This is a genomic window from Streptococcus sp. Marseille-Q4154 (assembly GCF_916700545.1).
Classification (GTDB): domain Bacteria; phylum Bacillota; class Bacilli; order Lactobacillales; family Streptococcaceae; genus Streptococcus; species Streptococcus infantis_I.
Map to the genome: position 1 here is coordinate 323,214 of NZ_CAKAKN010000001.1, position 24,496 is coordinate 347,709.

The window sequence follows — 24,496 nt, forward strand, 5'->3', positions numbered from 1 at the left end:
GATGATTGATATTCATTCACATATTGTTTTCGATGTTGACGATGGACCTAAAAATAAAGCTGAGAGCAAGGCCCTCCTTGAGGAAGCTTACGCACAAGGTGTACGTACTATTGTTTCGACCTCTCATCGTAGAAAAGGGATGTTTGAAACACCAGAAGACAAAATTGCAGCTAATTTTAGCGAAGTCAAACGGTTGGCTCAAGAAATTGCACCAGATTTGAATATCGTGTACGGAGCTGAGATTTACTTTTCTAGTGATGTTTTAGAAAAACTTGAACAAAATATCATCCCAAAACTCAATGACACTCGTTATGCTTTGATCGAATTTAGCATGAATACACCTTATCGTGAGATTCACAGCGCCTTGTCTAAGGTTCTCATGTTAGGAATAACGCCTGTGATTGCTCATATCGAACGCTACCACGCCTTGGAAAATGATGAAAAAAGAGTGAGAGAGCTTATCAATATGGGATGTTACACGCAAATTAATAGTTCAAGTATTCTAAAGCCAAAACTATTTGGTGATACCTATAAGTTTATGAAAAAACGAGCTCGCTATTTTCTAGATAGAGATCTAGTTCATATCGTGGCAAGTGACATGCATAACCTAATTGATCGACGACCTTATATGAAGGAAGCCTACGAATTGGTTAGTAAAAAGTACGGCCAAGAAAAAGCCCGTGAGCTTTTCACAACCAATCCTGCAAAAGTGATTAAAAATCAAATATTATAGGAGTTATAATGAAAGACAAAGATAAAATCGAAATTGATGTAGTACAAATGTTAAAAGTATTGTGGAAGCGTAAATTATTTATCGCTCTAGTAGCTATTGTTGCTGGAGCTATTGCTTTTGCCTATAGTTCGTTTGTGGTTAAACCTGAATATACAAGTACTACACGTATCTACGTTGTTAATAGAAATCAAGCTGATAAACCTGGATTAACTAATCAAGATTTGCAAGCAGGTTCTTACTTAGTAAAAGACTACCGTGAGATTATCCTTTCTCAGGATGTATTAGAAAAAGTAGTGGCTGAGCAAGGATTAAATTTTGATGCGAAAGCTCTTGCTAGAAAAGTTCAAGTAACAGTTCCGGCAGATACACGTATTGTGTCAATTTCTGTACGTGACAGTAAACCTGAAGAAGCAAGCCGTATTGCCAATGCCCTCAGAGAAGTAGCTGCTCAAAAGATCATTTCAGTAACACGCGTGTCAGATGTAACGACCTTAGAAGAAGCTCGTCCTGCTGTATCACCATCTTCTCCAAACATTCGTCGCAACACAATCTTGGGTGTAGGTGCAGGAGCAAGTGTTGTGATTCTATTGGCTCTATTAGTTGAACTATTGGATGATCGAGTGAAACGTCCAGAAGATATTGAAGAAGTAATGCATCTCTCACTTTTGGGAGTTATTCCAAATCTAGAGAAATTAAAGTAAGGGAGTAAACATGGCAAAGTTAGAATTATCAGAAAAACGCCAAGCGTTAGTAAAAAAAGCAGAAGAATACTACAACGCTCTACGCACAAATATTCAATTGAGTGGAGATAAGTTAAAGGTTATTGCGGTGTCTTCAGTTAGACCTGGAGAAGGAAAATCTACGACATCAACCAACATTGCCTGGGCTTTTGCGCGTGCTGGTTACAAAACACTCCTTATTGATGCAGATATTCGAAATTCTGTTATGTCTGGGGTCTTCATGTCAACCGAAAAAATCACTGGTTTGACAGACTACTTGTCAGGTACAAAAGATTTGTCACATGGTTTGTGTGAGACAAATGTGGAGAATTTGTTTGTTATCCAGTCTGGAGCTATTTCTCCTAATCCAACAGCCCTTCTTCAAAGTGAAAAATTTGAAGTCATGATAGAAACACTACGTAAGTATTTTGACTACATTATTGTAGATACAGCTCCGATTGGAGTAGTTATCGATGCTGCGATTATTGTTCAAAAATGCGATGCTTCTATTTTAGTAACGGAGGCTTCTGCTACGAAACGTAGAGAAGTTCAAAAAGCTAAGACACAATTAGAGCAAACAGGTGTACCGTTCTTGGGAGTTATTTTGAATAAATTCAATATCCATCTTGAAAAGTATGGTACATATGGTACATATGGTGGATATGGGAATTACGGTGCCTACGGTAAAAAATAAGTTTAGGGAGGAAATATGGAAGGAAGGGGTTTCTATAACGTAACTCTAGCGTTTTTGCAGAGTATACTCGTTAGTGTATTAGCTTATATACTGATTTCTGTTACAGAGACAGAGATTGTTGCAAAAACTGTGTTTGTCCTTTATTTTCTTCACTTTGCTGCCTTCTACATTAGTGGCTATGGTAAAGATTTTTTCAAGCGAAGTCAGTCGGTTGAATTGATAGAGACAGTAAAATACATCATCTTTTTTGCCTTGTTAATTAGTTTCTCTAGTTTTTTCCTGAAAGACCAATTTGTTATTTCTAGAAGGGGAATGATTTATTTCCTCTCTTTATACGGAATTCTAAATTATATTCTTAGTTTTGTTATTAAAAAATATTGGGTTCAATTTAATCATAATTTAAAAGGGAGCCGAAAGATTCTTTTGATAACAGCGACAACTCGTATTGAGAAGGTAATAGAGCGTCTTTTAACAGCCAGTGATGTCACGGGTAAGTTAGTCGCTGTAAGTGTACTAGATAAACCTGATTTTAAACATGATAAAGTTAAGTCTGTTCTACCTAAAAATCTTATTAATTATGCAACTCATGAGGTAGTAGACGAAGTCTTTGTGAATCTACCTAGTGAGGATTATGATATTGGTAGCATTATTTCGCAATTTGAAACAATGGGAATTGATGTTACTGTAAATTTAAATGCCTTTGATAAGAATTTAGGTAGAAATAAACAGATCCATGAGATGGCTGGATTGAATGTAGTAACTTTTTCTACAAACTTATATAAACCAAGTCACATAGTTGCCAAACGAATTATTGATATTTTAGGGGCAATTGTTGGGCTAATCATCTGTGGACTGGTAAGCATAGTCCTTGTTCCAATGATTCGAAAAGATGGTGGACCAGCAATCTTTTCTCAAACCCGAGTCGGTAAAAATGGTCGCTATTTCACTTTTTATAAATTCCGATCTATGAGGGTAGATGCAGAAGAAATCAAGCAGCAATTGATGGATCAAAATACCATGCAAGGTGGTATGTTTAAAATGGATAATGACCCTCGCGTTACAAAAATTGGACACTTTATTCGAAAGACAAGTTTGGATGAATTGCCCCAGTTTTGGAATGTACTGATTGGGGACATGAGCCTAGTTGGAACTCGTCCTCCAACTGTGGACGAATACGAAAAATACACACCAGAGCAAAAACGTCGTTTGAGTTTCAAACCAGGAATTACTGGCTTGTGGCAAATTAGTGGTCGTAGTGGAATTACCAATTTTGATGATGTTGTCAAACTAGATGTGGCCTATATCGATGATTGGACAATTTGGAAAGACTTCGAAATTTTATTAAAAACAATAAAAGTAGTGCTGATGAGAGATGGAGCAAAATGATTCTATGAATAAAGTGAGAGAAATTCAATTAGGGGAGTTAACTCTTTTAGAAATTTATATTGATCTTTGTAAAAGACATAATTTGCGTTATTACGCCTTAGGTGGGACATTACTAGGTGCCATTCGTCATAAAGGATTTATCCCATGGGATGATGATATGGATTTAGGAATGCCTAGAAAAGATTATGAAAAATTCTTGTCAATCTGTGATCAAGAGCTTCCTGAAAGTGTTATTTTAAGACTTCACGACGATAATCTAGGTAATACTTCGATTATGGATACTTCAATCCAAATTCAATTTGGTAATGAATGGTGTAGTCCTTTTATTGATATTTTTCCTTTAGATGGTTATCCAGAAGATGGCTTCCATTACTGGTTGCATACAAATAAAATCAAACTTTATCGTGCCTTGTCTAAAATTTCTGTCATCGATCGTTTGCATGAAAGAGATAGAGGCTCGTTCGAAAATGCAATTGTGAAAGTTTCCAAAGCCTTAAAATTAAATAAGCTCTTAAACACTTCAAAAATTAATAAAAAATTACAAAATATCATTAAACAATATGATTACGAAACTAGTACCATAGTCGGAAATGTCTTGGGTTCCTACCGCGAGCGAGAACTCGCAAGAAAAGAAGTCTTCGGGGAACCGCAATTACTAGAATTTGAAAATTTACAAATAAGTTGTCATGCAAATCCTGATGAATATTTGAAAAAAATATATGGTGATTACATGCAACTACCAAAAGAAGCTGAACGGAAGGGTCATTTTGAGTCTACGTGGGGAGATTAAATTGAATAGTTTTGATTTAATGGGGGTCAGAATTGACCCCTTAACAATGGACGAAACTGTCCAAGCTGTTGAAAAATTTGTTCTTGAGCAACGCCCACTCCATCTAATGGGGGTGAACGCAGACAAAATTAATCAATGTCAGACAGATGAATCGATTAAAAAGATAGTGAACGATTCTGAGATCATTAATGCAGATGGAGCTTCAGTTGTTCTAGCTTCCCGCTTTTTGGGTTATCAAGTTCCTGAGAGAGTTGCTGGGATTGATTTGATGCAAAAGTTGCTCCATTTAGCCAATGAAAAGTCATATTCGGTTTATTTTTTTGGTGCCAAGGAAGAAGTTTTAATAGACATGCTAGAAATCTTTAAGAAAGATTATCCAAATTTACGAGTCCTTGGACATCGTAATGGTTATTTTTCTGAAGAAGATGAATACGGTATTCAAGAAGATATCCGAGAGAAAAATCCTGATTTTGTTTTTGTTGGGATTACCTCTCCCAAGAAAGAATACATCATTCAAAAATTTATGGATCAAGGTGTTAATTCTGTCTTTATGGGAGTTGGAGGTAGCTTTGACGTTTTATCTGGCCATATTAAACGAGCTCCTATCTGGATGCAAAATGTGCATCTTGAATGGCTGTTCCGAGTGGCAAATGAACCTAAACGTCTCTTTAAACGTTATTTTGTAGGGAATGCCACTTTTATTAAGCGAGTTTTAGATGAAAAACGAAAATCAAAAAAATAATATTTTACATATTTCACGTACCATGGATATCGGTGGTGCAGAGCGTATTGTTTACCAGTTGAGCTCAGATTTGAAAGATGAGTTTGACAGTGTTCATGTCGCATCTACAGGTGGACTTTGGGAGAGTGAGCTTGCTACTCAAGGGATTCAACATCATAAAATTTTAGATATCGATAGTAAAAATCCTTTGACAATATTAAAGCTTCTATATACTATTCGCCAGATTATCAAAAATAATGAGATTACTATAGTTCACACTCATCATCGTATGGCCGCTTTTTATATCCGTTTATTAAAACTGTTTAATTCAAAATTAATACACGTTTATACTGCCCACAATGTCTTCAAAGATAAATTACCTCTATATAAATTTGCTTTAGGAAATGCTAAAAGTGTAGCAGTAGGAGAAGCAGTAAATAAAAACTTAAAAGAGGACGTAGGCATTACGGATAGTAGGGTTATTTATAATGGAGTCGTCTTCAAAGAAACGGATGACCAAGTCGATGAGATTATCAGTTATAGTGGGATTAAAATAGGGTGTATTGCAAGATTATCTGAACAGAAGGGCTTGATATATCTTATTGAAGCTATGTCTTTACTTACGGTAAAGGATATTCGATTGTTTATCGTCGGTGATGGTGAGCTTAAAAATGAACTTGAGAATAAGGTTGAAGAGCTACATCTTCAAGATTCAGTAACATTTTTAGGATATCGCAAGGATATCGTAGAATGTATCAATAGTTTTGATTTTTGTGTTTTGCCTTCAGTATTTGAAGGATTTGGCTTAGTTGCCATTGAGGCATTTATGAATAGCAAAACCTTAGTTGCCACGGATATACCGGGATTAAACGAAGTTGTTACAAATGAAAATGGAATCTTAGTCCCAGTAAAAGATCCGATTGCCCTAGCTGGTGCTATAGACAAATTAGCAACAGATGTAGCATTAAGAAATAGTCTAGCTTTCCAAGCCAAAAAAACCTATGACGAAAAATTTAGTTATCCTATGTTTTTAGAAAATTATCGAGCGTTGTATAGAGAGATACAGGGAGAACCGAAATGAAAAAAGTAATGTTGGTTTTTGGGACACGTCCAGAAGCAATCAAAATGTGTCCATTAGTAAATGAGTTGAAGAAAAATGATTCAATTAAGACTATTGTCTGTGTAACTGGCCAACACAAAGAAATGCTTGAACAAGTTTTGGATGTTTTTGAAGTAGTTCCTGATTATGATTTAGGAATTATGAAAGCGAACCAAACTCTATTTACAATCACGACTAGTATTCTTGATAAGATTCAAACAGTTTTAGAGCAAGAAAAACCAGATATCGTTCTTGTTCACGGGGATACAACTACGACTTTTGCTACGGCTTTAGCTGCGTTTTATTTGGGTATCAAGGTTGGGCATGTAGAAGCAGGTTTGCGAACTTATAATCTTCAAAGTCCGTTCCCTGAAGAGTTCAACCGCCAAACCACTTCCATTATTGCAGATTATCATTTTGCGCCGACAGAAGTTGCAAAGGAAAATCTTCTAAAAGAGGGAAGAGAAAATATCTTTGTAACAGGGAATACCGTTATTGATGCTTTAAAGACAACTGTTCAGGATAATTACGACCACCCAATTTTAGAGTGGGCTAAGGACAGTAAGTTAATTATGCTGACAGCTCACAGACGTGAAAATCTTGGGCAACCAATGGAGCATATGTTTAATGCCGTTAACCGTATTTTAAATGAATTTGAAGATGTTAAGGTTGTTTACCCAATTCATAAAAACCCTAAGGTTCGAGAGTTGGCAAGTAAAGTATTTGGTGAAAATGAACGCATGAAAATTATTGAACCTTTAGAGGTCATTGATTTCCATAATTTTATGAACCAAAGCTATATGATTTTAACAGATTCTGGTGGAGTTCAAGAAGAAGCTCCATCCTTAGGGAAACCAGTTTTAGTCATGCGTGATACCACAGAACGTCCCGAGGGGATTGCGGCAGGAACTTTGAAATTGGTAGGAACAGAAGAAGAAAATATTTATAGGAATTTTAAGCTTCTTTTGGAAAATGAAGAGGAATACAACAAGATGAGTAAGGCAAGCAATCCTTATGGGAATGGAACAGCTTGTCAACAGATTGTAGAAGTTATCATGAAGGGATTAGTATAATGGGGAAAGTTTCGATTGTTGTTCCAGTATACAACGTTGAAGATTATTTGAAATATTGTGTTGATAGCTTAATTAATCAATCGTACAAGGATATTGAGATTATTTTGGTAGATGATGGCTCTACTGATGATTCTGGAAAAATATGTGATAAGTATGCCCAAGAAGATGACCGTATTAGAGTCTTGCATATTGAGAATGGAGGCCTTTCTAATGCTCGAAATACGGGTGTAAAGTTTGCTTCTGCTGAGTGGATAATTTTCATTGATTCTGATGATTACTATGATCGTAGAACTGTTGAGTATTTAGTGCAACTTCAAAAGAAGTATGATGTTGATCTTGTTGCAACTTCCGTCATCGAAGTTAGGGACTTCCAAAGTGAGGATTTTTTAGGTTCATTAACTAACATAGATTCTTTGAAATTAGATCGCTATACAGCTTTGAAGGAGATGTTTTATGGAAATATAGTTGGAACTCATCCAGGGGGAAAACTATACAAAAAAGAAATCTTGATGAAGTTTCCTTTTCCAGAGGGTATGATCTATGAAGATTTGGCTGTCTCTTTTGAGCATATCGGAGCATGCAATGAAATTGCCGTAGGATGCATCAATTTATACAAATATTATAGAAGACCTGGAAGTATTGTCAATTCTTCTTATAGTGATAAATTTTTAGACTTCTATAAGGCTATAGAGATGAATAGAGAATTTGTTCAGAGAGATTATCCTAATGATAAGGAAATGAAGAAAGCACTTACTGTACGTTATGTCTTTAAGGGGTTACATGTAGTACATGCTATGCTTAGTTCAAAGATGTATTCGGATGTCAATAAAATCAGAAAAGAATACACTAGTTACTTCAACGATATTATTCCTAATCCAAATATAACAGGGAAAAATAAATTGAAGTACGTGATGCTCTTGGTTTCACCAAAATTGTATGAAAAAATCAGAGAGAAGATGGGTTAGGTAAGAATGAAGGTTTTAAAAAATTATGCATATAATCTTTCTTACCAGCTTTTAGTGATAATTCTTCCTATTATAACAACACCTTATGTAACTAGGGTATTTAGTTCAACTGATTTAGGTACTTATGGTTATTTCAATTCAATTGTAACCTACTTTATTTTATTGGCGACATTGGGCGTGGCCAATTATGGTACAAAAGAAATTTCAGGCCATCGTAAAGATATCAGAAAAAACTTTTGGGGCATATACACCTTGCAGTTTGGTGCGACCATTCTGTCGATATGCTTATACATTCTCTTATGTCTGTCCTTGTCATTTATGCAAAATCCCGTTGCATATATTTTGGGCTTGAGTCTGGTATCTAAAGGGATGGATATCTCCTGGTTATTTCAAGGGTTAGAGGATTTTCGCAAGATAACAGTTAGAAATATTACTGTTAAACTGGTCGGTGTCATTTCAATCTTCTTATTTGTAAAATCAGCAAATGATTTATATCTTTATGTGTTTTTGCTAACAATATTTGAATTATTGGGGCAGTTTAGTATGTGGTTGCCAGCCAGAGAATTTATCGGGAAACCACATTTTGATTGGTCCTATGCTAAACAACACTTGAAACCAGTTGTTCTCTTGTTTTTGCCGCAAATAGCTATTTCGCTATATGTTACTTTGGATCGTACTATGCTAGGGGCATTAGCCTCAACTAAAGATGTCGGAATTTATGACCAAGCCTTAAAATTGGTCAATATTTTGCTTACACTAGTGACTTCGTTAGGAAGCGTAATGCTTCCTCGTGTTGCCAATCTCCTATCAACTGGAGATCACAAGGCTGTAAACAAAATGCATCAGATGTCTTTCTTAATATACAATTTAGTCATTTTTCCTATAATAGCAGGAATGTTAATTGTTAATGATGATTTCGTGCAATTTTTCTTAGGACAGGATTTCCAAGATGCTAAATATGCGATAGCAATTATGATTTTTAGAATGTTCTTTATTGGCTGGACAAATATTATGGGTATTCAAATCTTGATTCCACATAATAAAAATAAAGAATTTATGATTTCGACAACTATTCCAGCTATTGTGAGTGTCGGTTTAAATTTATTATTACTACCTAAATTAGGTTATATCGGAGCAGCCATTGTTTCTGTATTAACAGAAGCCTTAGTATGGGCTATTCAACTGTATTTTACAAGAAACTATTTAAAGGAAGTGCCTCTTCTAGCTTCGACTTTTAAAATTATAGGAGCATCAGCTCTTATGTACGGTGTACTATTCGTTGTAAAAACTACAGTGAATTTTACGCCTGTTATAAATGTTATGGTATTTGCTACAATAGGAGCGATACTTTACATTTCTCAAATACTATTCTTAAAAGTAATTAGTCCAAAAGAGTTGAAACAGCAGTTATTGAATAAGTGAAATTGAATGGAATAAATAGAAATTTCAGTAGCTTATAGTCTTATTGTAAAATGAACTCTTGTATAGATTAAATTCGCTTTGGTTGATTAAATAGTTAGGAAAGGGAGGATAGAAGAGTATAAGTGAACTAGAAGATTAAAGAAATATTATTTTTTCTCATTCAATTCGATATTTCTTTTTCTTATAATTCACCCTGTATGATTCTTTTTCAAAAAATATGATAAAAATTAAATTTGAAAACCTACTAGTCAGCATTGTTGTATCTGTAGTGGTGTTTTTTAATACCATATCAACTACGATGCTGGATAGGACTTTTTTTCAAGTCAAAGTAAACTTCCTATTTTTGGTTGTATTGCTTTTAGGGCTTCGTTTTTTGTATAAAATGCGGGTCTCATACAAATATCTAATATTTTCTATTCTATTGTTGCTTTCGGGGGTTTTAGTGTATTTTCAAACGAACAGACTTAATTTTCTAGTTTATTCGATGCTACTAGTCCTCTTGGTTAATGTAGATATGAAAGTAGTTTTGAGGAACTATGTAGTTGTAGCTGGTATTCTCGTAGTTGGAGTTTTTCTTTTATCACTTGTTGGCATGGTTCCTAACTTGCAATATAATCGTGCGGGAGTTATTCGAAATTCGTTTGGGTTTATTTATCCTACGGATTTTGCATCACATTGCTTCTATCTATTTTTAGCAATTTCTTATCTTTTAAAAGATAAATTTATATGGACCAGATCTCTGTTTGGTGTCTTACTATCAGCTTTTATTATAAAATACTGCGATGCACGTTTAAATGCTGTGTCAATCTTGTTAGCGACAGTTATTTTCATTTATTTTTATTACAGCAATGGGAAAAAACTAAAAATATTTGCCTTGTTGCCTTATTCGGCTGTTGTCTTCGCATCAGTTGTTACCTATCTGTCATACAAGTTTTCTTGGTCTAATCCATTTTTGGTATCAATAAACAAATTAATCACAGGAAGGCTAGCTCTAGGTAGGAATGCATTTGATACATTTGAAGTTCATCTATTTGGGACGAGAAATGTTCAGTTTATAGGATCAGGTGGAAAAACAGAATCTGTAATAGGATATAACTATGTTGATTCCTCTTATGTTCAGATGTTGTTTACATATGGAATAGTGCCTGTAGTTCTATTGATAATAATTTATGTTGTTGTCTCAAGGAAACAGTATAAGGATGGTCAATATTTATTAGTTACGATTTTATCATTGATTGCTTTTAACTGTATGATTGAAGCCTTCTGGTTTGTTCCTACATATAATATATTCATGTTTTTACTATTTACAACAAATACTTTTAGCAAAAAAGAGTCAAATGATGTTGTTGCATTAAATGAGACCTAGCTCTAGTGCTAAATTTTATGTGGGTCTAATACATGATATGATACCTTTCTAAAAAACAACTAACTTTTGCTGATCCTGAGTCGGCAATAATAAGAAATGTAAAGTTCATTAACGGAGTTTTAATTTAATATGTATGACTATTTAATTGTAGGTGCAGGTTTGTCTGGAGCAATCTTTGCACACGAAGCTACAAAACGTGGCAAAAAAGTAAAAGTGATTGACAAACGTGATCACATTGGTGGGAATATCTATTGTGAAGAGGTTGAAGGTATCAATGTTCACAAGTATGGTGCCCACATTTTCCATACTTCAAACAAAAAAGTATGGGATTATGTCAACCAGTTCGCTGAATTTAACAACTATATCAATTCACCAGTAGCTAACTACAAGGGCAGTCTTTACAACCTTCCTTTTAACATGAATACATTTTATGCTATGTGGGGAACCAAGACTCCACAAGAAGTCAAGGACAAGATTGCGGAGCAAACGGTTGATATGAAGGATGTTGAGCCAAAGAACTTGGAAGAACAAGCCATCAAGTTGATTGGTCCAGATATCTATGAAAAATTGATCAAGGGATACACTGAAAAACAATGGGGACGTTCTGCGACAGACCTTCCGCCCTTCATCATCAAGCGCCTTCCGGTTCGTTTGACCTTTAATAATAACTACTTTAATGACCGTTACCAAGGAATTCCGATCGGTGGCTATAACGTCATCATCGAAAACATGCTGGGCGATGTAGAAGTAGAACTTGAGGTGGATTTCTTTGCTAATCGTGAAGAGCTTGAAGCTTCAGCTAACAAAGTGGTCTTTACAGGAATGATTGACCAATACTTTGATTACAAACATGGTGAGTTAGAATATCGTAGTCTCCGTTTTGAACACGAAATCTTGGATGAGGAAAATCATCAAGGGAATGCCGTGGTCAACTACACTGAGCGTGAGATTCCTTATACTCGTATCATTGAGCACAAGCACTTCGAGTATGGTACACAACCTAAGACGGTGATCACACGTGAGTACCCAGCTGACTGGAAACGTGGAGATGAACCATACTACCCAATCAATGATGAAAAGAATAATACGATGTTTGTCAAATACCAAGATGAAGCAGCCAAAAATGACAAGGTCATCTTCTGTGGACGCCTAGCAGACTATAAATACTACGATATGCATGTGGTTATTGAGCGTTCCTTAGAAGTCGTAGCAAATGAGTTTGATTGAAAGAAACAATAATCTATGAAATACTACTTAAAAGAAGAATTCCTGCATGATGTCAACGCAAAGAATGCGGGAAATAAAGCGCGCAATGACGTAGAAAGTATTGTGAAAGAAGAAGGCTATCACCCTTTGGTCTTGTCCGTCGACAATTGGTATCAAATGAGTACCCTTGCGGCTCAACGCCATAAGGCAAAGGCTTTTGGACAAGCCTTGGATCAACTAAAGCAAGGAGATGAGTTGTTGATCCAGTTTCCAATGCTTCACCATAGCTTTTTTTCCACCCATTTGGTCAAAAAAGTGCAAAAAAGAGGGATTAAAGTCTATCTTTTGATTCATGACCTAGAAGTCCTCCGCCATGCCAACATGACCTCACTTCCTTTAAAACACAGAATTCGGATGTACCTTCAAGAAGCAAGTTTTCTCAAAACAGCTGATGGTATTATCGCCCATAATCCAATTATGAAGTCTGTTTTGGTGGATAAAGGAATTGTGGCAGATAAGATTGTCAGCCTTGGTATTTTCGACTATCTGATTCCAGATTTCCAAGAGAAGAGCGGTCAAACAAAAGACCAGCCGATGATTGTGGCAGGTAATCTAGCACAAGAAAAAGCTGGTTACTTGTATAAATTGCCGGTAAAACCTGCCTATAATCTCTATGGTGTTGGTTTTGATGAGAGTAGAGCTTTAGAGAATGAAACTTACTTTGGTTCTTTCTTGCCTGACGAGCTTCCTGTAGCCCTTGAGGGTGGATTTGGACTCGTATGGGATGGGGATAGTGCTGAAACCTGTAGTGGTGTTTTTGGTGAGTACCTTCGCTACAACAACTCTCACAAGGCATCCCTTTACTTGGCATCTGGATTCCCGCTTGTAGTGTGGAAGCAGTCAGCTCTCTCTCATTTTGTTCTAGAGAAAGAGTGTGGTGTCGCAGTCGAGTCACTACATGACTTGTCGCAAGTAATAGAGGAGTTAACTTTAGATGACTACCAGACTCTATTAGAAAACACCAAGCGTGTAGGAAAAGAGATTCGAGAAGGATATTATTTACGTACTGCATTAAAACAGTTGAGCCTTTAAAAGAAGTTAGAAACCCTGGCTTCTTTTTATTGTTCTGTAATTAGTTACTTTAGGACACATTTCTAAAAAACGAATAATTTCAAAAATAACAGCTGAAAGTTACGTAAAAAACAAGATCAAAAAAAGAGGCTCCCCGCAGTTAGAAAAACCGAACTTTAATCCAATTGATAATAATTTGACACATTTTAGTATTATTTTTAAATTAAGTTTTATAATAAAGTTTCATTTTAAGAAATTTTTACCTTTTTTTCTTCAAAAAGATGCTATAAAATCACAAAAAATTAGGCACGAATCGGATTTTTGTGATATAATATTCTGTGAATAGCTATGCCTTCTTGTAGCTGTTAAAAAATCAAAGTGTGAAACTTGGAAGATAGAGAGGACGCAATGTAATGACTAGAAATGGTTTTTTTACAGGCTTAGATATTGGAACAAGCTCAATTAAAGTGTTAGTTGCTGAGCTTGTAGATGGTGAAGTAAATGTAATCGGTGTTAGTAACGCCAAAAGTAAAGGTGTCAAGGATGGGATTATCGTTGACATCGAAGCCGCAGCAACGGCTATCAAATCTGCTATTTCTCAAGCAGAAGAAAAAGCAGGAATTTCAATTAAATCAGTGAACGTTGGACTTCCAGCAAACTTGTTGCAAGTGGAACCAACTCAAGGAATGATTCCTGTAACATCAGATACAAAAGAAATTACAGATCAAGATGTCGAGAATGTAGTCAAATCAGCTTTGACCAAGAGCATGACACCTGATCGTGAAGTGATTACGTTTGTGCCAGAAGAATTTGTAGTAGACGGTTTCCAAGGTATTCGTGACCCTCGTGGAATGATGGGTGTTCGTTTGGAAATGCGTGGACTTCTCTATACAGGCCCAAGAACCATTCTTCACAACCTTCGTAAAACTGTAGAACGTGTTGGAGTTCAAGTTGATAACGTGATTATTTCACCACTTGCGATTGTAAACTCTGTTCTTAACGAAGGCGAACGTGAGTTTGGAGCGACTGTTATCGATATGGGCGGTGGTCAAACAAGTGTTGCTACTATCCGTAATCAAGAGCTACAATACACAAATGTTTACCAAGAAGGTGGCGATTACGTCACTAAAGACATTTCAAAAGTTCTTAAAACTTCTAAGAAGATTGCAGAAGGTTTGAAGCTTAACTACGGTGAAGCTTATCCGCAACTTGCAAGCAAAGAAACTTTCCAAGTTGAAGTGATTGGTGAAGTAGAACCTGTAGAAGTTACAGAAGAATACTTGGCTCAAATTATTTCAGCTAGATTGAAACACATCTTTGAACAAATCAAACAAGATTTGGAAAGAAGACATTTGTTGGACTTGCCAGGTGGTATTGCTCTGATTGGTGGGAATGCTATTCTACCAGGCATCGTTGAGCTTGCCCAAGAAGTACTTGGAGTTCGTGTGAAACTTTATGTTCCAAACCAAGTAGGTATCCGCAATCCTGCATTTGCTCATGTGATTAGTTTGTCAGAATTTGCTGGAAGTCTTACAGAAGTGAATGTTTTGGCTCAAAGAGCTATCAGAGGAGATCAAGTTCTACGTCAACAACCAATTGATTTCAGAACTTCAAGTCAGGAAAAACCTGCAGCTTCTCAACGTTCAGTGTTTGGTACAACTTCAACTGAATCAGCAGAACCAACTTATACTGCTGAATCAGCAACTCCAAATCAATCAGAAGAAAAACCAAAATTGACTGACCGATTCCGTAGCTTAATCGGAAGCATGTTTGATGAATAGGATAGAGGAATAAAATATGACATTTTCATTTGATACAGCAGCAGCACAAGGTGCAGTAATTAAAGTAATTGGTGTCGGTGGTGGCGGTGGAAACGCCATTAACCGCATGGTTGACGAAGGCGTTTCAGGTGTTGAGTTCATCGCAGCCAACACAGATGTACAAGCCTTGAGCAGTACAAAAGCTGAAACAGTTATCCAACTTGGTCCAAAATTAACTCGCGGACTTGGTGCTGGAGGACAGCCTGAAGTTGGTCGTAAGGCTGCTGAAGAAAGCGAAGAAGTAATTACTGAAGCTATCAGTGGTGCAGATATGGTCTTCATCACTGCTGGTATGGGTGGTGGTTCTGGTACAGGTGCTGCACCAGTTATCGCTCGTATCGCTAAAGGTTTAGGTGCTTTGACTGTCGGTGTTGTGACACGTCCATTCGGTTTCGAAGGAAGCAAACGTGGCCAATTCGCAGTCCAAGGGATCAACGAACTTCGCGAACATGTTGATACTCTCTTGATTATCTCAAACAACAATTTATTAGAAATTGTTGACAAGAAAACTCCACTTCTTGAAGCTTTGTCTGAAGCAGATAACGTTCTTCGTCAAGGTGTTCAAGGAATTACAGATTTGATTACAAATCCTGGTTTGATCAACTTGGACTTCGCAGACGTGAAGACAGTAATGGCCAATAAAGGGAATGCCCTTATGGGTATTGGTATCGGTAGCGGAGAAGAGCGTGTTATCGAAGCGGCTCGTAAAGCTATCTACTCACCACTTCTTGAAACAACTATTGATGGAGCAGAAGATGTTATCGTTAACGTAACTGGTGGTTTGGATATGACTTTGATTGAAGCGGAAGAAGCTTCTGAAATCGTCAATCAAGCTGCTGGGCATGGCGTAAATATCTGGCTCGGTACTTCTATTGATGAATCAATGAAAGATGAAATCCGTGTAACTGTTGTTGCTACTGGAGTTCGTCAAGATGCAGTCGAAAAAGTTGTAGCGCCACAACCAAGACAAGCGTCATTCCGTGAACCAGTAAAATCTGGACATACACACACTTATGACCGCCATTTTGATTTGGCAGAAACAGCTGAACTTCCAACTCCTTCACAACGTCACACTGAAGCGCCTAAAGCATCAGCTTTTGGTGATTGGGACTTGAGACGTGATTCAATTGTTCGTCAAGGTGAGTCAGTCGTATCACCAGTTGAGCGTTTTGAAGCACCATCTTCTGACGAAGATGAGTTGGAAACACCACCATTCTTTAAAAACCGTTAATAGAGATGGATTTAAAAGAAAATACAAATCAGGTATTTCAACAGGTTACAAAAGCAATTCAAGAAACCGGCCGTGAAGACGGTTCGGTTTCTGTAATTGCTGTAACAAAATATGTTGATATTGCAACTGCAGCAAATTTGATTGACCAAGGAGTCAAACACATCGGTGAAAACCGTGTTGACAAATTTCTTGAAAAGTATCATGCTTTAAGTGATAAAGATGTTACTTGGCACTTGATTGGTAGCTTACAAAGAAGAAAAGTCAAGGATGTTATTCCTTTTGTTGATTATTTTCACGCTTTAGATTCTTTGAAATTAGCTCAAGAGATTCAAAAACGTGCCGATCGAACAGTTAAATGTTTTTTGCAGGTCAATATTTCTGGAGAGGAAAGCAAGCATGGTTTTTCAAAAGAAGAACTATTGACAGTCTTGTCCGACTTGTCTAGCTTGGATCAAATCGAGTATGTTGGTCTCATGACCATGGCTCCCTTTGAGGCCCAAACAGAAGAGTTGCAAAAAATCTTTAAAGAAACGCAAGAGTTGCAACAATACATTCGTGAACAACAATTCCCCAATATGCCAATGACAGAACTAAGTATGGGAATGAGCCGTGACTATAAAGAAGCGATTCAGTGTGGCTCAACTTTTGTTCGAATTGGTACAGCATTTTTTAAATAGGAAATAATCATGTCATTAAAAGATAAATTTGATAAATTTATAGATTACTTTACAGAAGATGGAGATGAAGTTGCTTCAGAAGTTGTAGCTGCACAACCTGAACGTTCACTAGCTTCGGTTCCTCAAAAAAGAGAATTGCCACAGCAAGCTGCTGCTCAAGATTCTTCTTCAGTCGGAGCAAAAGAGAAAAATATTACAAAACTTCATGCCCGTCAGCAACAACTAGCAATTGAAAGTCATCACTCTACTGAAAAAGTAACCATCGATGTTCGTTACCCACGCCGTTACGAAGATGCAACAGATATTGTTGATTTGTTGGCTGGAAATGAAAGTATCTTGATTGACTTCCAATATATGACAGAAGTTCAAGCTCGTCGTTGTTTGGATTACTTGGATGGAGCACGTCATGTCCTTGCTGGTGAGTTAAGAAAAGTAGCGAACACAATGTATCTTTTGACACCTGTTGGTGTTGTGGTAAACATTGAAGATATTCGTTTACCTGAAGAAGCTCAAAGCGAAGAATACGACTTTGACATGAAGAGAAATAGAGTACGTTAATGTTTCTAATAATTCGTTTTATCCAAAATGCTACAGATATCTATTCACTGATACTTGTAGCTTTTGCTCTATTATCATGGTTTCCAAATGCCTATAACACACAGTTGGGGAAATTTTTAGAGACTTTGTGTAAACCAATTCTTGAACCTCTAAAACGTCTACCTCTTCAAATCGCAGGTTTGGATTTCTCTGTTTGGATAGCTCTAATTCTCTTGCGCATGATTAGTCGCTATCTTATCAATTTGCTAGTCATATTATGAGCAAGGAACTTTACCAACATTTCGCAACGGAGGATATTCCATTCATCGATAAGGGCTTGGAATGGTTGAATCAAGTCGAGGAGCACTATGCACCGATTTTATCTCCTTTTATAAATCCTCACCAAGTATTTATCTTGGAAACTTTGGGAAATAATAGAGGGGTAAAAGTCTTCTCTAGTACGAGTTATATCTCTTCGGAATACGCTAGGGTTATTTTAGCGCCCGAATACTTCACGCCAAGTTTGGAAGATTTTGAAATGACCTTGCTTGAGATCGTGTATCCCAGCAAGTTTCAGCAACTGACCCATTCAAAGATATTGGGTACAGTTCTCAATCGATTAGGTATTGACCGTAAGTTATTCGGAGACATTCTGGTGACAGAAGATAAAGCCCAAATTATTGTCGATCGAAGATTTACCACTCTTTTCCAAGATGGAATTCAAAAGATTTCCAAGTTGCCTGTAAGTTTAGTAGAACGTCCTTTTTCAGATATGATAGAATCCAAAGATGACTATCAAGAAAAAGAAGTCTTGGTTTCAAGTCTTCGTCTGGATACCTTCTTATCTAGCATATTGAAATTATCTCGTTCCCAAACTTCGGCCCTGGTTGAAAAAAAGTTGGTTCAAGTCAACTATCATATAGTTGAAAAATCGGACTATCCGGTAAAAATTGGTGATTTAATCAGCGTCAGACACTTTGGTCGAATTATCTTACTTAAAGAAAACGGTCAAACCAAGAAAGATAAGATAAAACTAACAGTCCAACTACTTTTAAGCAAGTGAGAAAATATGTCAATTACACCACAAGATATTACTGACAAGGAATTCTCAAGAAAATTCAGAGGCTACGATCAGGAAGAGGTTGACCTATTTCTAGATAAGATTTATTTTGAATTAGAGGAATTAATCCGATACAAAGAGGAAACTGAACTCTATATCAAAAAACTAGAAGAACGTCTTTCCTATTATACGACTGATATTCCTAAAAGAACAGTAACAAACGAGCAAGAACCAGAAGCAATTAATGATTCTATTTTTTATTAAATAAGTGAGGGAAAATATGCCAATTACATCGTTAGAAATTAAGGATAAAACCTTTGGTGTTCAGTTTAGAGGTTTTAACCGTGAAGAAGTTGATGAATTTTTAGATATTGTTGTTCGGGACTATGAAGATTTAGTTCGTAGCAATCATGAAAAGGATCAACATATCAAAAATTTAGAAGAGCGTCTATCTTATTTTGACGAAATCAAAGATTCGTTGAGTCAGTCAGTTTTGATTGCCCAAGACACAGCTGAACGTGTAAAACAAGCTGCGAATGACCGTTCTAATAACATCATTAAGCAGGCTGAGCAAGATGCTCAACGTTTACTTGATGAAGCTAAGTATAAAGCCAATGAAATTTTGCGACAAGCTACAGATAATGCTAAAAAAGTTGCTGTGGAAACTGAAGAGTTGAAGAACAAGAGTCGCGTCTTCCACCAACGTTTGAAATCAACAATCGAAAGTCAGTTGGCTATTGTTGATTCATCAGATTGGGAAGAAATTTTGCGTCCGACTGCAACTTATCTTCAAACGAGTGACGAAGCTTTCAAGGAAGTTGTCCGAGAGGTTCTAGGTGAAGATGTATCGTCATACCATGAAGAAGAGCCGATTGACATGACTCGTCAATTCTCTCCAGAAGAAGTTGCAGAACTTCAAGCACGTATTGAAGCAGCTAACAAGGAATTGTTGGAAACGCAACAAACTGCTGAAGAGTCAACTGAAACTGAAGTTGAAGTTCAGCCAGTTGCTGAAACTCCTGTTGAACCATCGCATGAGGAAGGATCTCAAGACGATCCTAACACTCAACAAGAGTCAGTTCTAATTTTATAAGAATCTCATTAGAGAACAAGAATTTATCAAACACATTTCTAGCGAGTAGGAGATGGTGGAAGTCCTACAATCCCTGTTGGTAAATTTATCCTCTCAAGTTATCAAGTCTGAAGTTAGTAGGATTTGACGTTACCCACGTTACGGGAAAAGAGGGAGAAAGACTAGTTCTTTTTCCGAACAAAGGTGGTACCACGATTTTCGTCCTTTTTAGCGAGTCGTGGTTTTTATATTGTCAATTTACATTAAAGGAGTAAACATGAAACTAAAAGATACCCTAAACCTAGGAAAAACAGATTTCCCAATGCGTGCAGGCCTTCCTACAAAAGAGCCAGTTTGGCAAAAAGAGTGGGAAGAAGCAAAACTCTATCAACGTCGTCAAGAGTTGAATGAAGGAAAACCTCACTTCACTCTTCATGATGGCCCTCCATATGCCAATGGAAATATCCACGTAGGACATGCCATGAACAAGATCTCTAAAGATATCATTGTTCGTTCTAAGTCTATGTCAGGATTTTACGCACCATACATCCCAGGTTGGGATACACACGGACTACCTATCGAGCAAGTTTTGGCAAAACAAGGTGTCAAACGCAAAGAGATGGATTTGGTTGAATACTTGAAACTTTGTCGTGAATACGCTCTTTCTCAAGTCGATAAACAACGCGAAGACTTCAAACGCTTGGGTGTTTCAGGTGACTGGGAAAATCCTTATGTAACCTTGACCCCTGACTATGAAGCAGCGCAAATCCGTGTCTTCGGTGAGATGGCTAACAAGGGCTACATCTACCGTGGTGCGAAGCCAGTTTACTGGTCATGGTCATCTGAGTCAGCTCTTGCTGAAGCGGAAATTGAATACCATGACTTGGTATCAACGTCCCTTTACTATGCTAACAAAGTCAAAGATGGCAAAGGTATTCTAGACACTGATACTTATATCGTCGTTTGGACAACAACTCCATTTACCATCACAGCTTCTCGTGGTTTGACTGTTGGTGCGGATATTGATTACGTCTTGGTGCAACCAGCTGGCGAAACTCGTAAATTTGTAGTTGCTTCAGAATTATTGAATAGCTTGTCTGAGAAATTCGGTTGGGCGGATGTTCAAGTCTTGGCAACTTACCGTGGTTCAGAATTAAACCATATCGTGACTGAGCACCCATGGGATACAGCTGTAGATGAACTCGTTATCCTTGGTGATCACGTTACAACTGATTCTGGTACAGGTATCGTCCATACAGCCCCTGGTTTTGGTGAGGACGACTACAATGTCGGTGTTGCCAATGGTCTTGAAGTTGCTGTAACTGTCAACGAACGCGGTATCATGATGGCTAATGCTGGCACTGAGTTTGAAGGTCAATTTTATGACAAGGTTGTGCCAACAGTTATTGAAAAACTTGGAAATCTTCTTCTTGCTCAAGAAGAAATCTCTCACTCCTACCCATTTGACTGGCGTACGAAAAAACCAATTATCTGGCGTGCAGTACCTCAATGGTTTGCTTCTGTATCTAAATTCCGCCAAGAAATCTTGGACGAAATTGAAAAAGTCAAGTTCCACTCAGAGTGGGGTAAAGTCCGTCTTTACAATATGATTCGTGACCGTGGTGACTGGGTTATCTCTCGCCAACGTGCTTGGGGTGTTCCTCTTCCAATCTTCTATGCAGAAGACGGAACACCAATCATGACAGCTGAAACCATCGAGCATGTAGCTCAACTCTTTGAAGAACATGGTTCAATCATCTGGTGGGAACGTGACGCTAAAGACCTCTTGCCTGAAGGATTTACCCATCCTGGTTCACCAAATGGTGAATTTAAGAAAGAAACAGACATCATGGATGTATGGTTCGACTCAGGTTCATCATGGAATGGGGTTGTAGTGAACCGTCCAGAGCTCAAATACCCAGCTGACCTCTATTTAGAAGGTTCAGACCAATACCGTGGCTGGTTCAACTCATCACTCATCACCTCTGTAGCTAACCATGGTGTCGCACCATACAAACAAATCTTGTCGCAAGGTTTTGCTTTGGATGGTAAAGGTGAGAAGATGTCTAAATCACTTGGAAATACCATTGCTCCAAGCGATGTTGAAAAACAATTTGGTGCTGAAATCTTGCGTCTCTGGGTTACCAGTGTAGATTCAAGCAACGATGTGCGTATCTCTATGGATATCTTGAGTCAAGTCTCTGAAACTTACCGTAAGATCCGTAACACGCTTCGTTTCTTGATTGCCAACACATCTGACTTTAACCCAGCTGAGGATGCCGTCGCTTATGACGAACTTCGTTCTGTTGATAAGTACATGACCATTCGCTTTAACCAACTTGTTAAAACGATTCGTGATGCTTATGCTAACTTTGAATTCTTGACCATTTACAAAGCACTGGTAAACTTTATCAACGTTGATTTGTCAGCCTTCTACCTTGATTTTGCCAAAGATGTTGTTTATATCGAAGGAGCTAAGTCACTTGAACGCCGTCAAATGCAAACTGTCTTCTATGACATCCTTGTAAAAATTACCAAACTCTTAACACCGATCCTTCCTCACACTGCGGAAGAAATCTGGTCTTATCTCGAGTATGAAGCTGAAGACTTCGTTCAATTGTCAGAATTACCAGAAGCTCAAACATTTGCCAACCAAGAAGAAATCTTAGATACCTGGTCAGCCTTCATGGACTTCCGTGGTCAAGCGCAAAAGGCTTTGGAAGAAGCGCGTAATGAAAAAGTGATCGGTAAATCACTCGAAGCTCACTTGACCGTTTATCCAAACGAAGTCGTGAAAACTCTTCTTGGAGCTGTTGATAGCAATGTAGCACAACTCTTGATTGTCTCTGAATTGACCATCGCAGAAGGACCAGCTCCAGAAGGTGCAGTGGTCTTTGAAGATGTGGCCTTCACAGTTGACCGTGCAGCTGGTGAAGTTTGTGACCGTTGTCGTCGTATCGACCCAAGTACAGCAGAACGTAGCTATAATGCGACCGTCTGTGATCACTGTGCAAACATCGTTGAAGAAAACTTTGCGGACGCAGTGGCAGAAGGATTTGAAGCTAAATAATCCAACAAAAATACAGGAGAAATTCCTGTATTTTTTTTAAAAATAAAAACTTTATTAAAAATATGGTATAATATACCTTATTAAAATAAAAGGAGATATTTATGAAGACAAAAACACTAGCACAAGTAGATGGCTTTATTGGTATTATTGCAGGGGCAATTTTAGCTTTCTTACCGATTTTTATGGTATTTCTTGCAGCCATTTCTGAAGACGAAGATGCTGCAGGGCTAATTTTGGGCATTATTTTCATTGTTTTCTCTTTAGTGAAAATTGCAACCCTCATTCTTGGAATCCTCTCACTTATCTACTATAAGGATGACAATCGTATTTCACTAGCACCATCGATTCTATTTATCGTTGGATCTGTAGTTGCCTTGATTCCTTTCCTTGGGTGGATTGGTGGAATCGTCCTTGTCATTGGTGGAGCTTTGTACCTAGCAAGCTTGAAACAATTTAGAATTGAAGAATAAATTATTTTTTAGGGAAGAGTCCAAGAGCTCTTCTCTTTTTCGTTGATTTTAACTAGCTTTTTTGTGAAAAATTGTGTAAAATAGAATAGATAAACGAGGGCGACCTCGAAAAATAAAAGGAGAATCCAACTAATGGTAAAATTGGTTTTTGCTCGCCACGGTGAGTCTGAATGGAACAAAGCTAACCTTTTCACAGGATGGGCTGACGTAGATCTTTCTGAAAAAGGTACTCAACAAGCTATCGATGCTGGTAAATTGATCAAAGAAGCTGGTATTGAATTTGACCAAGCTTACACTTCAGTATTGAAACGTGCTATCAAAACAACTAACCTTGCACTTGAAGCATCTGACCAACTTTGGGTTCCAGTTGAAAAATCATGGCGCTTGAACGAACGTCACTACGGTGGTTTGACTGGTAAAAACAAAGCTGAAGCTGCTGAACAATTTGGTGATGAGCAAGTTCACATCTGGCGCCGTTCATACGATGTATTGCCTCCAGCAATGCCTCGTGATGATGAGTACTCAGCTCATACTGACCGTCGTTACGCTTCACTTGATGACTCAGTAATTCCAGATGCTGAAAACTTGAAAGTGACTTTGGAACGCGCTCTTCCATTCTGGGAAGACAAAATCGCTCCAGCACTTAAAGATGGTAAAAACGTATTCGTAGGTGCACACGGTAACTCAATCCGCGCTCTTGTAAAACACATCAAACAATTGTCAGACGACGAAATCATGGATGTGGAAATTCCTAACTTCCCACCATTGGTATTCGAATTTGACGAAAAATTGAACGTTGTGAAAGAATACTATCTTGGAAAATAATGTAAAATAGAGTCTAGGATTAATCCTAGGCTTTTTTATTTTGAAAATAGGAAAAACTGATAATATAATTTAACTTGTCAAAGACAGGGATTCTTGTTATAATAGTTAAGATGGAGGCGCTATGGCACTGAAAAAAGCAAGTCTAGCCTGTGCGGTTTGTGGTTCGAGAAACTACTCAATTAAAATTAGTGGGAATCCAAAACCGACTCGCTTAGAAGTAAATAAATTTTGTAAACATTGTGGTAAATACACAACACATAGAGAAACGAGATAGGAGATAAAAATGGGTTTTATTAAGGATATCTTTACTCTTCTTAAAGATACAACTTGGCCAACTCGAAAACAAAGTTGGGTAGATTTTAAATCTATCATGGAATACACTGCCTTCTTTGTAGTTATTATTTATATTTTTGACCAATTAATCGTTAGCGGATTAATTCGATTCATTAATATTTTTTAAAATAGAACAAATTCACTGAAAGAAGTTTA

General features: G+C 37.3%; 26 protein-coding genes. All 26 read left to right on the forward strand.

Annotated features, from left to right (window positions below):
- Window position 1 precedes the first annotated feature (1 nt).
- The 26 genes from cps4B (at window position 2) to secE (ending at window position 24,467) form a co-directional block, all read left to right on the forward strand.
- Entirely contained in the window at window positions 2–733 is a 732-nt protein-coding gene (gene cps4B / locus LG369_RS01575) for a capsular polysaccharide biosynthesis protein Cps4B (protein ID WP_225750033.1), read from the forward strand.
- Between the two features lie 8 nt (window positions 734–741).
- Window positions 742–1,434, forward strand: coding sequence for a CspC family polysaccharide chain length determinant protein (locus LG369_RS01580; protein WP_225750034.1), 693 nt, complete (start codon window positions 742–744; stop codon window positions 1,432–1,434).
- A gap of 10 nt (window positions 1,435–1,444) precedes the next feature.
- Window positions 1,445–2,146 carry a tyrosine-protein kinase gene (locus LG369_RS01585; RefSeq protein ID WP_070679010.1) on the forward strand — a complete coding sequence of 234 codons (702 nt, stop codon included), beginning with the start codon at window positions 1,445–1,447 and terminating at the stop codon, window positions 2,144–2,146.
- 15 nt (window positions 2,147–2,161) lie between these two features.
- Window positions 2,162–3,532, forward strand: coding sequence for a sugar transferase (locus tag LG369_RS01590; protein ID WP_225750035.1), 1,371 nt, complete (start codon window positions 2,162–2,164; stop codon window positions 3,530–3,532).
- A 4-nt stretch (window positions 3,533–3,536) separates the two neighbouring features.
- Window positions 3,537–4,322, forward strand: coding sequence for a LicD family protein (locus LG369_RS01595; RefSeq protein ID WP_225750036.1), 786 nt, complete (start codon window positions 3,537–3,539; stop codon window positions 4,320–4,322).
- Between the two features lie 19 nt (window positions 4,323–4,341).
- The gene (locus LG369_RS01600; protein WP_225750483.1) at window positions 4,342–5,064 is read left to right on the forward strand and encodes a WecB/TagA/CpsF family glycosyltransferase; all 723 of its coding nucleotides are present in this window, start codon (window positions 4,342–4,344) and stop codon (window positions 5,062–5,064) included.
- Window positions 5,039–6,124, forward strand: coding sequence for a glycosyltransferase family 4 protein (locus LG369_RS01605; RefSeq protein WP_225750037.1), 1,086 nt, complete (start codon window positions 5,039–5,041; stop codon window positions 6,122–6,124). The genes LG369_RS01600 and LG369_RS01605 overlap by 26 nt, the downstream gene beginning before the upstream one ends.
- Window positions 6,121–7,215, forward strand: a complete 1,095-nt coding sequence (gene wecB, locus LG369_RS01610; RefSeq protein WP_225750038.1) for a non-hydrolyzing UDP-N-acetylglucosamine 2-epimerase — start codon at window positions 6,121–6,123, stop codon at window positions 7,213–7,215. Before LG369_RS01605 ends, wecB begins: the two co-directional genes overlap by 4 nt.
- Window positions 7,215–8,180 (forward strand): glycosyltransferase family 2 protein, encoded by a 966-nt coding sequence (locus tag LG369_RS01615; RefSeq protein ID WP_225750039.1) that lies wholly within the window; start codon window positions 7,215–7,217, stop codon window positions 8,178–8,180. The genes wecB and LG369_RS01615 overlap by 1 nt, the downstream gene beginning before the upstream one ends.
- A 6-nt stretch (window positions 8,181–8,186) precedes the next feature.
- The gene (locus LG369_RS01620) at window positions 8,187–9,602 is read left to right on the forward strand and encodes a flippase (protein WP_225750040.1); all 1,416 of its coding nucleotides are present in this window, start codon (window positions 8,187–8,189) and stop codon (window positions 9,600–9,602) included.
- 217 nt (window positions 9,603–9,819) lie between these two features.
- Window positions 9,820–10,968 (forward strand): polysaccharide polymerase, encoded by a 1,149-nt coding sequence (locus LG369_RS01625; RefSeq protein ID WP_225750041.1) that lies wholly within the window; start codon window positions 9,820–9,822, stop codon window positions 10,966–10,968.
- Window positions 10,969–11,097: 129 nt separating this feature from the next.
- Window positions 11,098–12,195, forward strand: coding sequence for a UDP-galactopyranose mutase (gene glf / locus LG369_RS01630; RefSeq protein WP_225750042.1), 1,098 nt, complete (start codon window positions 11,098–11,100; stop codon window positions 12,193–12,195).
- A gap of 15 nt (window positions 12,196–12,210) precedes the next feature.
- A complete protein-coding gene (locus tag LG369_RS01635; protein ID WP_225750043.1) occupies window positions 12,211–13,266 on the forward strand; it encodes a galactofuranosyltransferase in 1,056 nt (351 codons plus the stop codon).
- A 392-nt stretch (window positions 13,267–13,658) separates the two neighbouring features.
- A complete protein-coding gene (gene ftsA / locus LG369_RS01640) occupies window positions 13,659–15,026 on the forward strand; it encodes a cell division protein FtsA (protein WP_070679027.1) in 1,368 nt (455 codons plus the stop codon).
- Between the two features lie 16 nt (window positions 15,027–15,042).
- Complete coding sequence (gene ftsZ / locus LG369_RS01645; RefSeq protein WP_004254133.1) at window positions 15,043–16,296, forward strand: cell division protein FtsZ; 1,254 nt, start codon at window positions 15,043–15,045, stop codon at window positions 16,294–16,296.
- Window positions 16,297–16,301: 5 nt separating this feature from the next.
- Window positions 16,302–16,973 (forward strand): YggS family pyridoxal phosphate-dependent enzyme, encoded by a 672-nt coding sequence (locus LG369_RS01650; RefSeq protein ID WP_004254131.1) that lies wholly within the window; start codon window positions 16,302–16,304, stop codon window positions 16,971–16,973.
- 9 nt (window positions 16,974–16,982) lie between these two features.
- Complete coding sequence (locus LG369_RS01655) at window positions 16,983–17,531, forward strand: cell division protein SepF (RefSeq protein WP_006149540.1); 549 nt, start codon at window positions 16,983–16,985, stop codon at window positions 17,529–17,531.
- A complete protein-coding gene (locus tag LG369_RS01660) occupies window positions 17,531–17,791 on the forward strand; it encodes a YggT family protein (protein WP_004254129.1) in 261 nt (86 codons plus the stop codon). The genes LG369_RS01655 and LG369_RS01660 overlap by 1 nt, the downstream gene beginning before the upstream one ends.
- The gene (locus LG369_RS01665; RefSeq protein WP_225750044.1) at window positions 17,788–18,573 is read left to right on the forward strand and encodes an RNA-binding protein; all 786 of its coding nucleotides are present in this window, start codon (window positions 17,788–17,790) and stop codon (window positions 18,571–18,573) included. Before LG369_RS01660 ends, LG369_RS01665 begins: the two co-directional genes overlap by 4 nt.
- A gap of 6 nt (window positions 18,574–18,579) precedes the next feature.
- Window positions 18,580–18,834 (forward strand): DivIVA domain-containing protein, encoded by a 255-nt coding sequence (locus LG369_RS01670; protein WP_178894633.1) that lies wholly within the window; start codon window positions 18,580–18,582, stop codon window positions 18,832–18,834.
- Window positions 18,835–18,850: 16 nt separating this feature from the next.
- Window positions 18,851–19,663: a DivIVA domain-containing protein gene (locus tag LG369_RS01675; protein WP_178894634.1), complete on the forward strand. Its 813-nt coding sequence runs from the start codon at window positions 18,851–18,853 to the stop codon at window positions 19,661–19,663.
- Window positions 19,664–19,919: 256 nt separating this feature from the next.
- Window positions 19,920–22,712, forward strand: a complete 2,793-nt coding sequence (ileS, locus tag LG369_RS01680) for an isoleucine--tRNA ligase (protein ID WP_225750045.1) — start codon at window positions 19,920–19,922, stop codon at window positions 22,710–22,712.
- A gap of 101 nt (window positions 22,713–22,813) precedes the next feature.
- The gene (locus LG369_RS01685) at window positions 22,814–23,182 is read left to right on the forward strand and encodes a hypothetical protein (protein ID WP_225750046.1); all 369 of its coding nucleotides are present in this window, start codon (window positions 22,814–22,816) and stop codon (window positions 23,180–23,182) included.
- A 132-nt stretch (window positions 23,183–23,314) separates the two neighbouring features.
- Window positions 23,315–24,007, forward strand: a complete 693-nt coding sequence (locus LG369_RS01690) for a phosphoglycerate mutase (protein ID WP_016466134.1) — start codon at window positions 23,315–23,317, stop codon at window positions 24,005–24,007.
- Window positions 24,008–24,128: 121 nt separating this feature from the next.
- Window positions 24,129–24,281: a 50S ribosomal protein L33 gene (gene rpmG, locus LG369_RS01695; RefSeq protein WP_001809375.1), complete on the forward strand. Its 153-nt coding sequence runs from the start codon at window positions 24,129–24,131 to the stop codon at window positions 24,279–24,281.
- Between the two features lie 9 nt (window positions 24,282–24,290).
- Window positions 24,291–24,467: a preprotein translocase subunit SecE gene (gene secE, locus LG369_RS01700; protein WP_004254104.1), complete on the forward strand. Its 177-nt coding sequence runs from the start codon at window positions 24,291–24,293 to the stop codon at window positions 24,465–24,467.
- Window positions 24,468–24,496: the final 29 nt, after the last annotated feature.

Bases quoted from the DNA above. Each gene is read 5' to 3' on its own strand.
- cps4B (WP_225750033.1), top strand. From the start codon at position 2: ATGATTGATATTCATTCACATATTGTTTTCGATGTTGACGATGGACCT.
- LG369_RS01580 (WP_225750034.1), top strand. From the start codon at position 742: ATGAAAGACAAAGATAAAATCGAAATTGATGTAGTACAAATGTTAAAA.
- LG369_RS01585 (WP_070679010.1), top strand. From the start codon at position 1,445: ATGGCAAAGTTAGAATTATCAGAAAAACGCCAAGCGTTAGTAAAAAAA.
- LG369_RS01590 (WP_225750035.1), top strand. From the start codon at position 2,162: ATGGAAGGAAGGGGTTTCTATAACGTAACTCTAGCGTTTTTGCAGAGT.
- LG369_RS01595 (WP_225750036.1), top strand. From the start codon at position 3,537: ATGAATAAAGTGAGAGAAATTCAATTAGGGGAGTTAACTCTTTTAGAA.
- LG369_RS01600 (WP_225750483.1), top strand. From the start codon at position 4,342: ATGGGGGTCAGAATTGACCCCTTAACAATGGACGAAACTGTCCAAGCT.
- LG369_RS01605 (WP_225750037.1), top strand. From the start codon at position 5,039: ATGAAAAACGAAAATCAAAAAAATAATATTTTACATATTTCACGTACC.
- wecB (WP_225750038.1), top strand. From the start codon at position 6,121: ATGAAAAAAGTAATGTTGGTTTTTGGGACACGTCCAGAAGCAATCAAA.
- LG369_RS01615 (WP_225750039.1), top strand. From the start codon at position 7,215: ATGGGGAAAGTTTCGATTGTTGTTCCAGTATACAACGTTGAAGATTAT.
- LG369_RS01620 (WP_225750040.1), top strand. From the start codon at position 8,187: ATGAAGGTTTTAAAAAATTATGCATATAATCTTTCTTACCAGCTTTTA.
- LG369_RS01625 (WP_225750041.1), top strand. From the start codon at position 9,820: ATGATAAAAATTAAATTTGAAAACCTACTAGTCAGCATTGTTGTATCT.
- glf (WP_225750042.1), top strand. From the start codon at position 11,098: ATGTATGACTATTTAATTGTAGGTGCAGGTTTGTCTGGAGCAATCTTT.
- LG369_RS01635 (WP_225750043.1), top strand. From the start codon at position 12,211: ATGAAATACTACTTAAAAGAAGAATTCCTGCATGATGTCAACGCAAAG.
- ftsA (WP_070679027.1), top strand. From the start codon at position 13,659: ATGACTAGAAATGGTTTTTTTACAGGCTTAGATATTGGAACAAGCTCA.
- ftsZ (WP_004254133.1), top strand. From the start codon at position 15,043: ATGACATTTTCATTTGATACAGCAGCAGCACAAGGTGCAGTAATTAAA.
- LG369_RS01650 (WP_004254131.1), top strand. From the start codon at position 16,302: ATGGATTTAAAAGAAAATACAAATCAGGTATTTCAACAGGTTACAAAA.
- LG369_RS01655 (WP_006149540.1), top strand. From the start codon at position 16,983: ATGTCATTAAAAGATAAATTTGATAAATTTATAGATTACTTTACAGAA.
- LG369_RS01660 (WP_004254129.1), top strand. From the start codon at position 17,531: ATGTTTCTAATAATTCGTTTTATCCAAAATGCTACAGATATCTATTCA.
- LG369_RS01665 (WP_225750044.1), top strand. From the start codon at position 17,788: ATGAGCAAGGAACTTTACCAACATTTCGCAACGGAGGATATTCCATTC.
- LG369_RS01670 (WP_178894633.1), top strand. From the start codon at position 18,580: ATGTCAATTACACCACAAGATATTACTGACAAGGAATTCTCAAGAAAA.
- LG369_RS01675 (WP_178894634.1), top strand. From the start codon at position 18,851: ATGCCAATTACATCGTTAGAAATTAAGGATAAAACCTTTGGTGTTCAG.
- ileS (WP_225750045.1), top strand. From the start codon at position 19,920: ATGAAACTAAAAGATACCCTAAACCTAGGAAAAACAGATTTCCCAATG.
- LG369_RS01685 (WP_225750046.1), top strand. From the start codon at position 22,814: ATGAAGACAAAAACACTAGCACAAGTAGATGGCTTTATTGGTATTATT.
- LG369_RS01690 (WP_016466134.1), top strand. From the start codon at position 23,315: ATGGTAAAATTGGTTTTTGCTCGCCACGGTGAGTCTGAATGGAACAAA.
- rpmG (WP_001809375.1), top strand. From the start codon at position 24,129: ATGGCACTGAAAAAAGCAAGTCTAGCCTGTGCGGTTTGTGGTTCGAGA.
- secE (WP_004254104.1), top strand. From the start codon at position 24,291: ATGGGTTTTATTAAGGATATCTTTACTCTTCTTAAAGATACAACTTGG.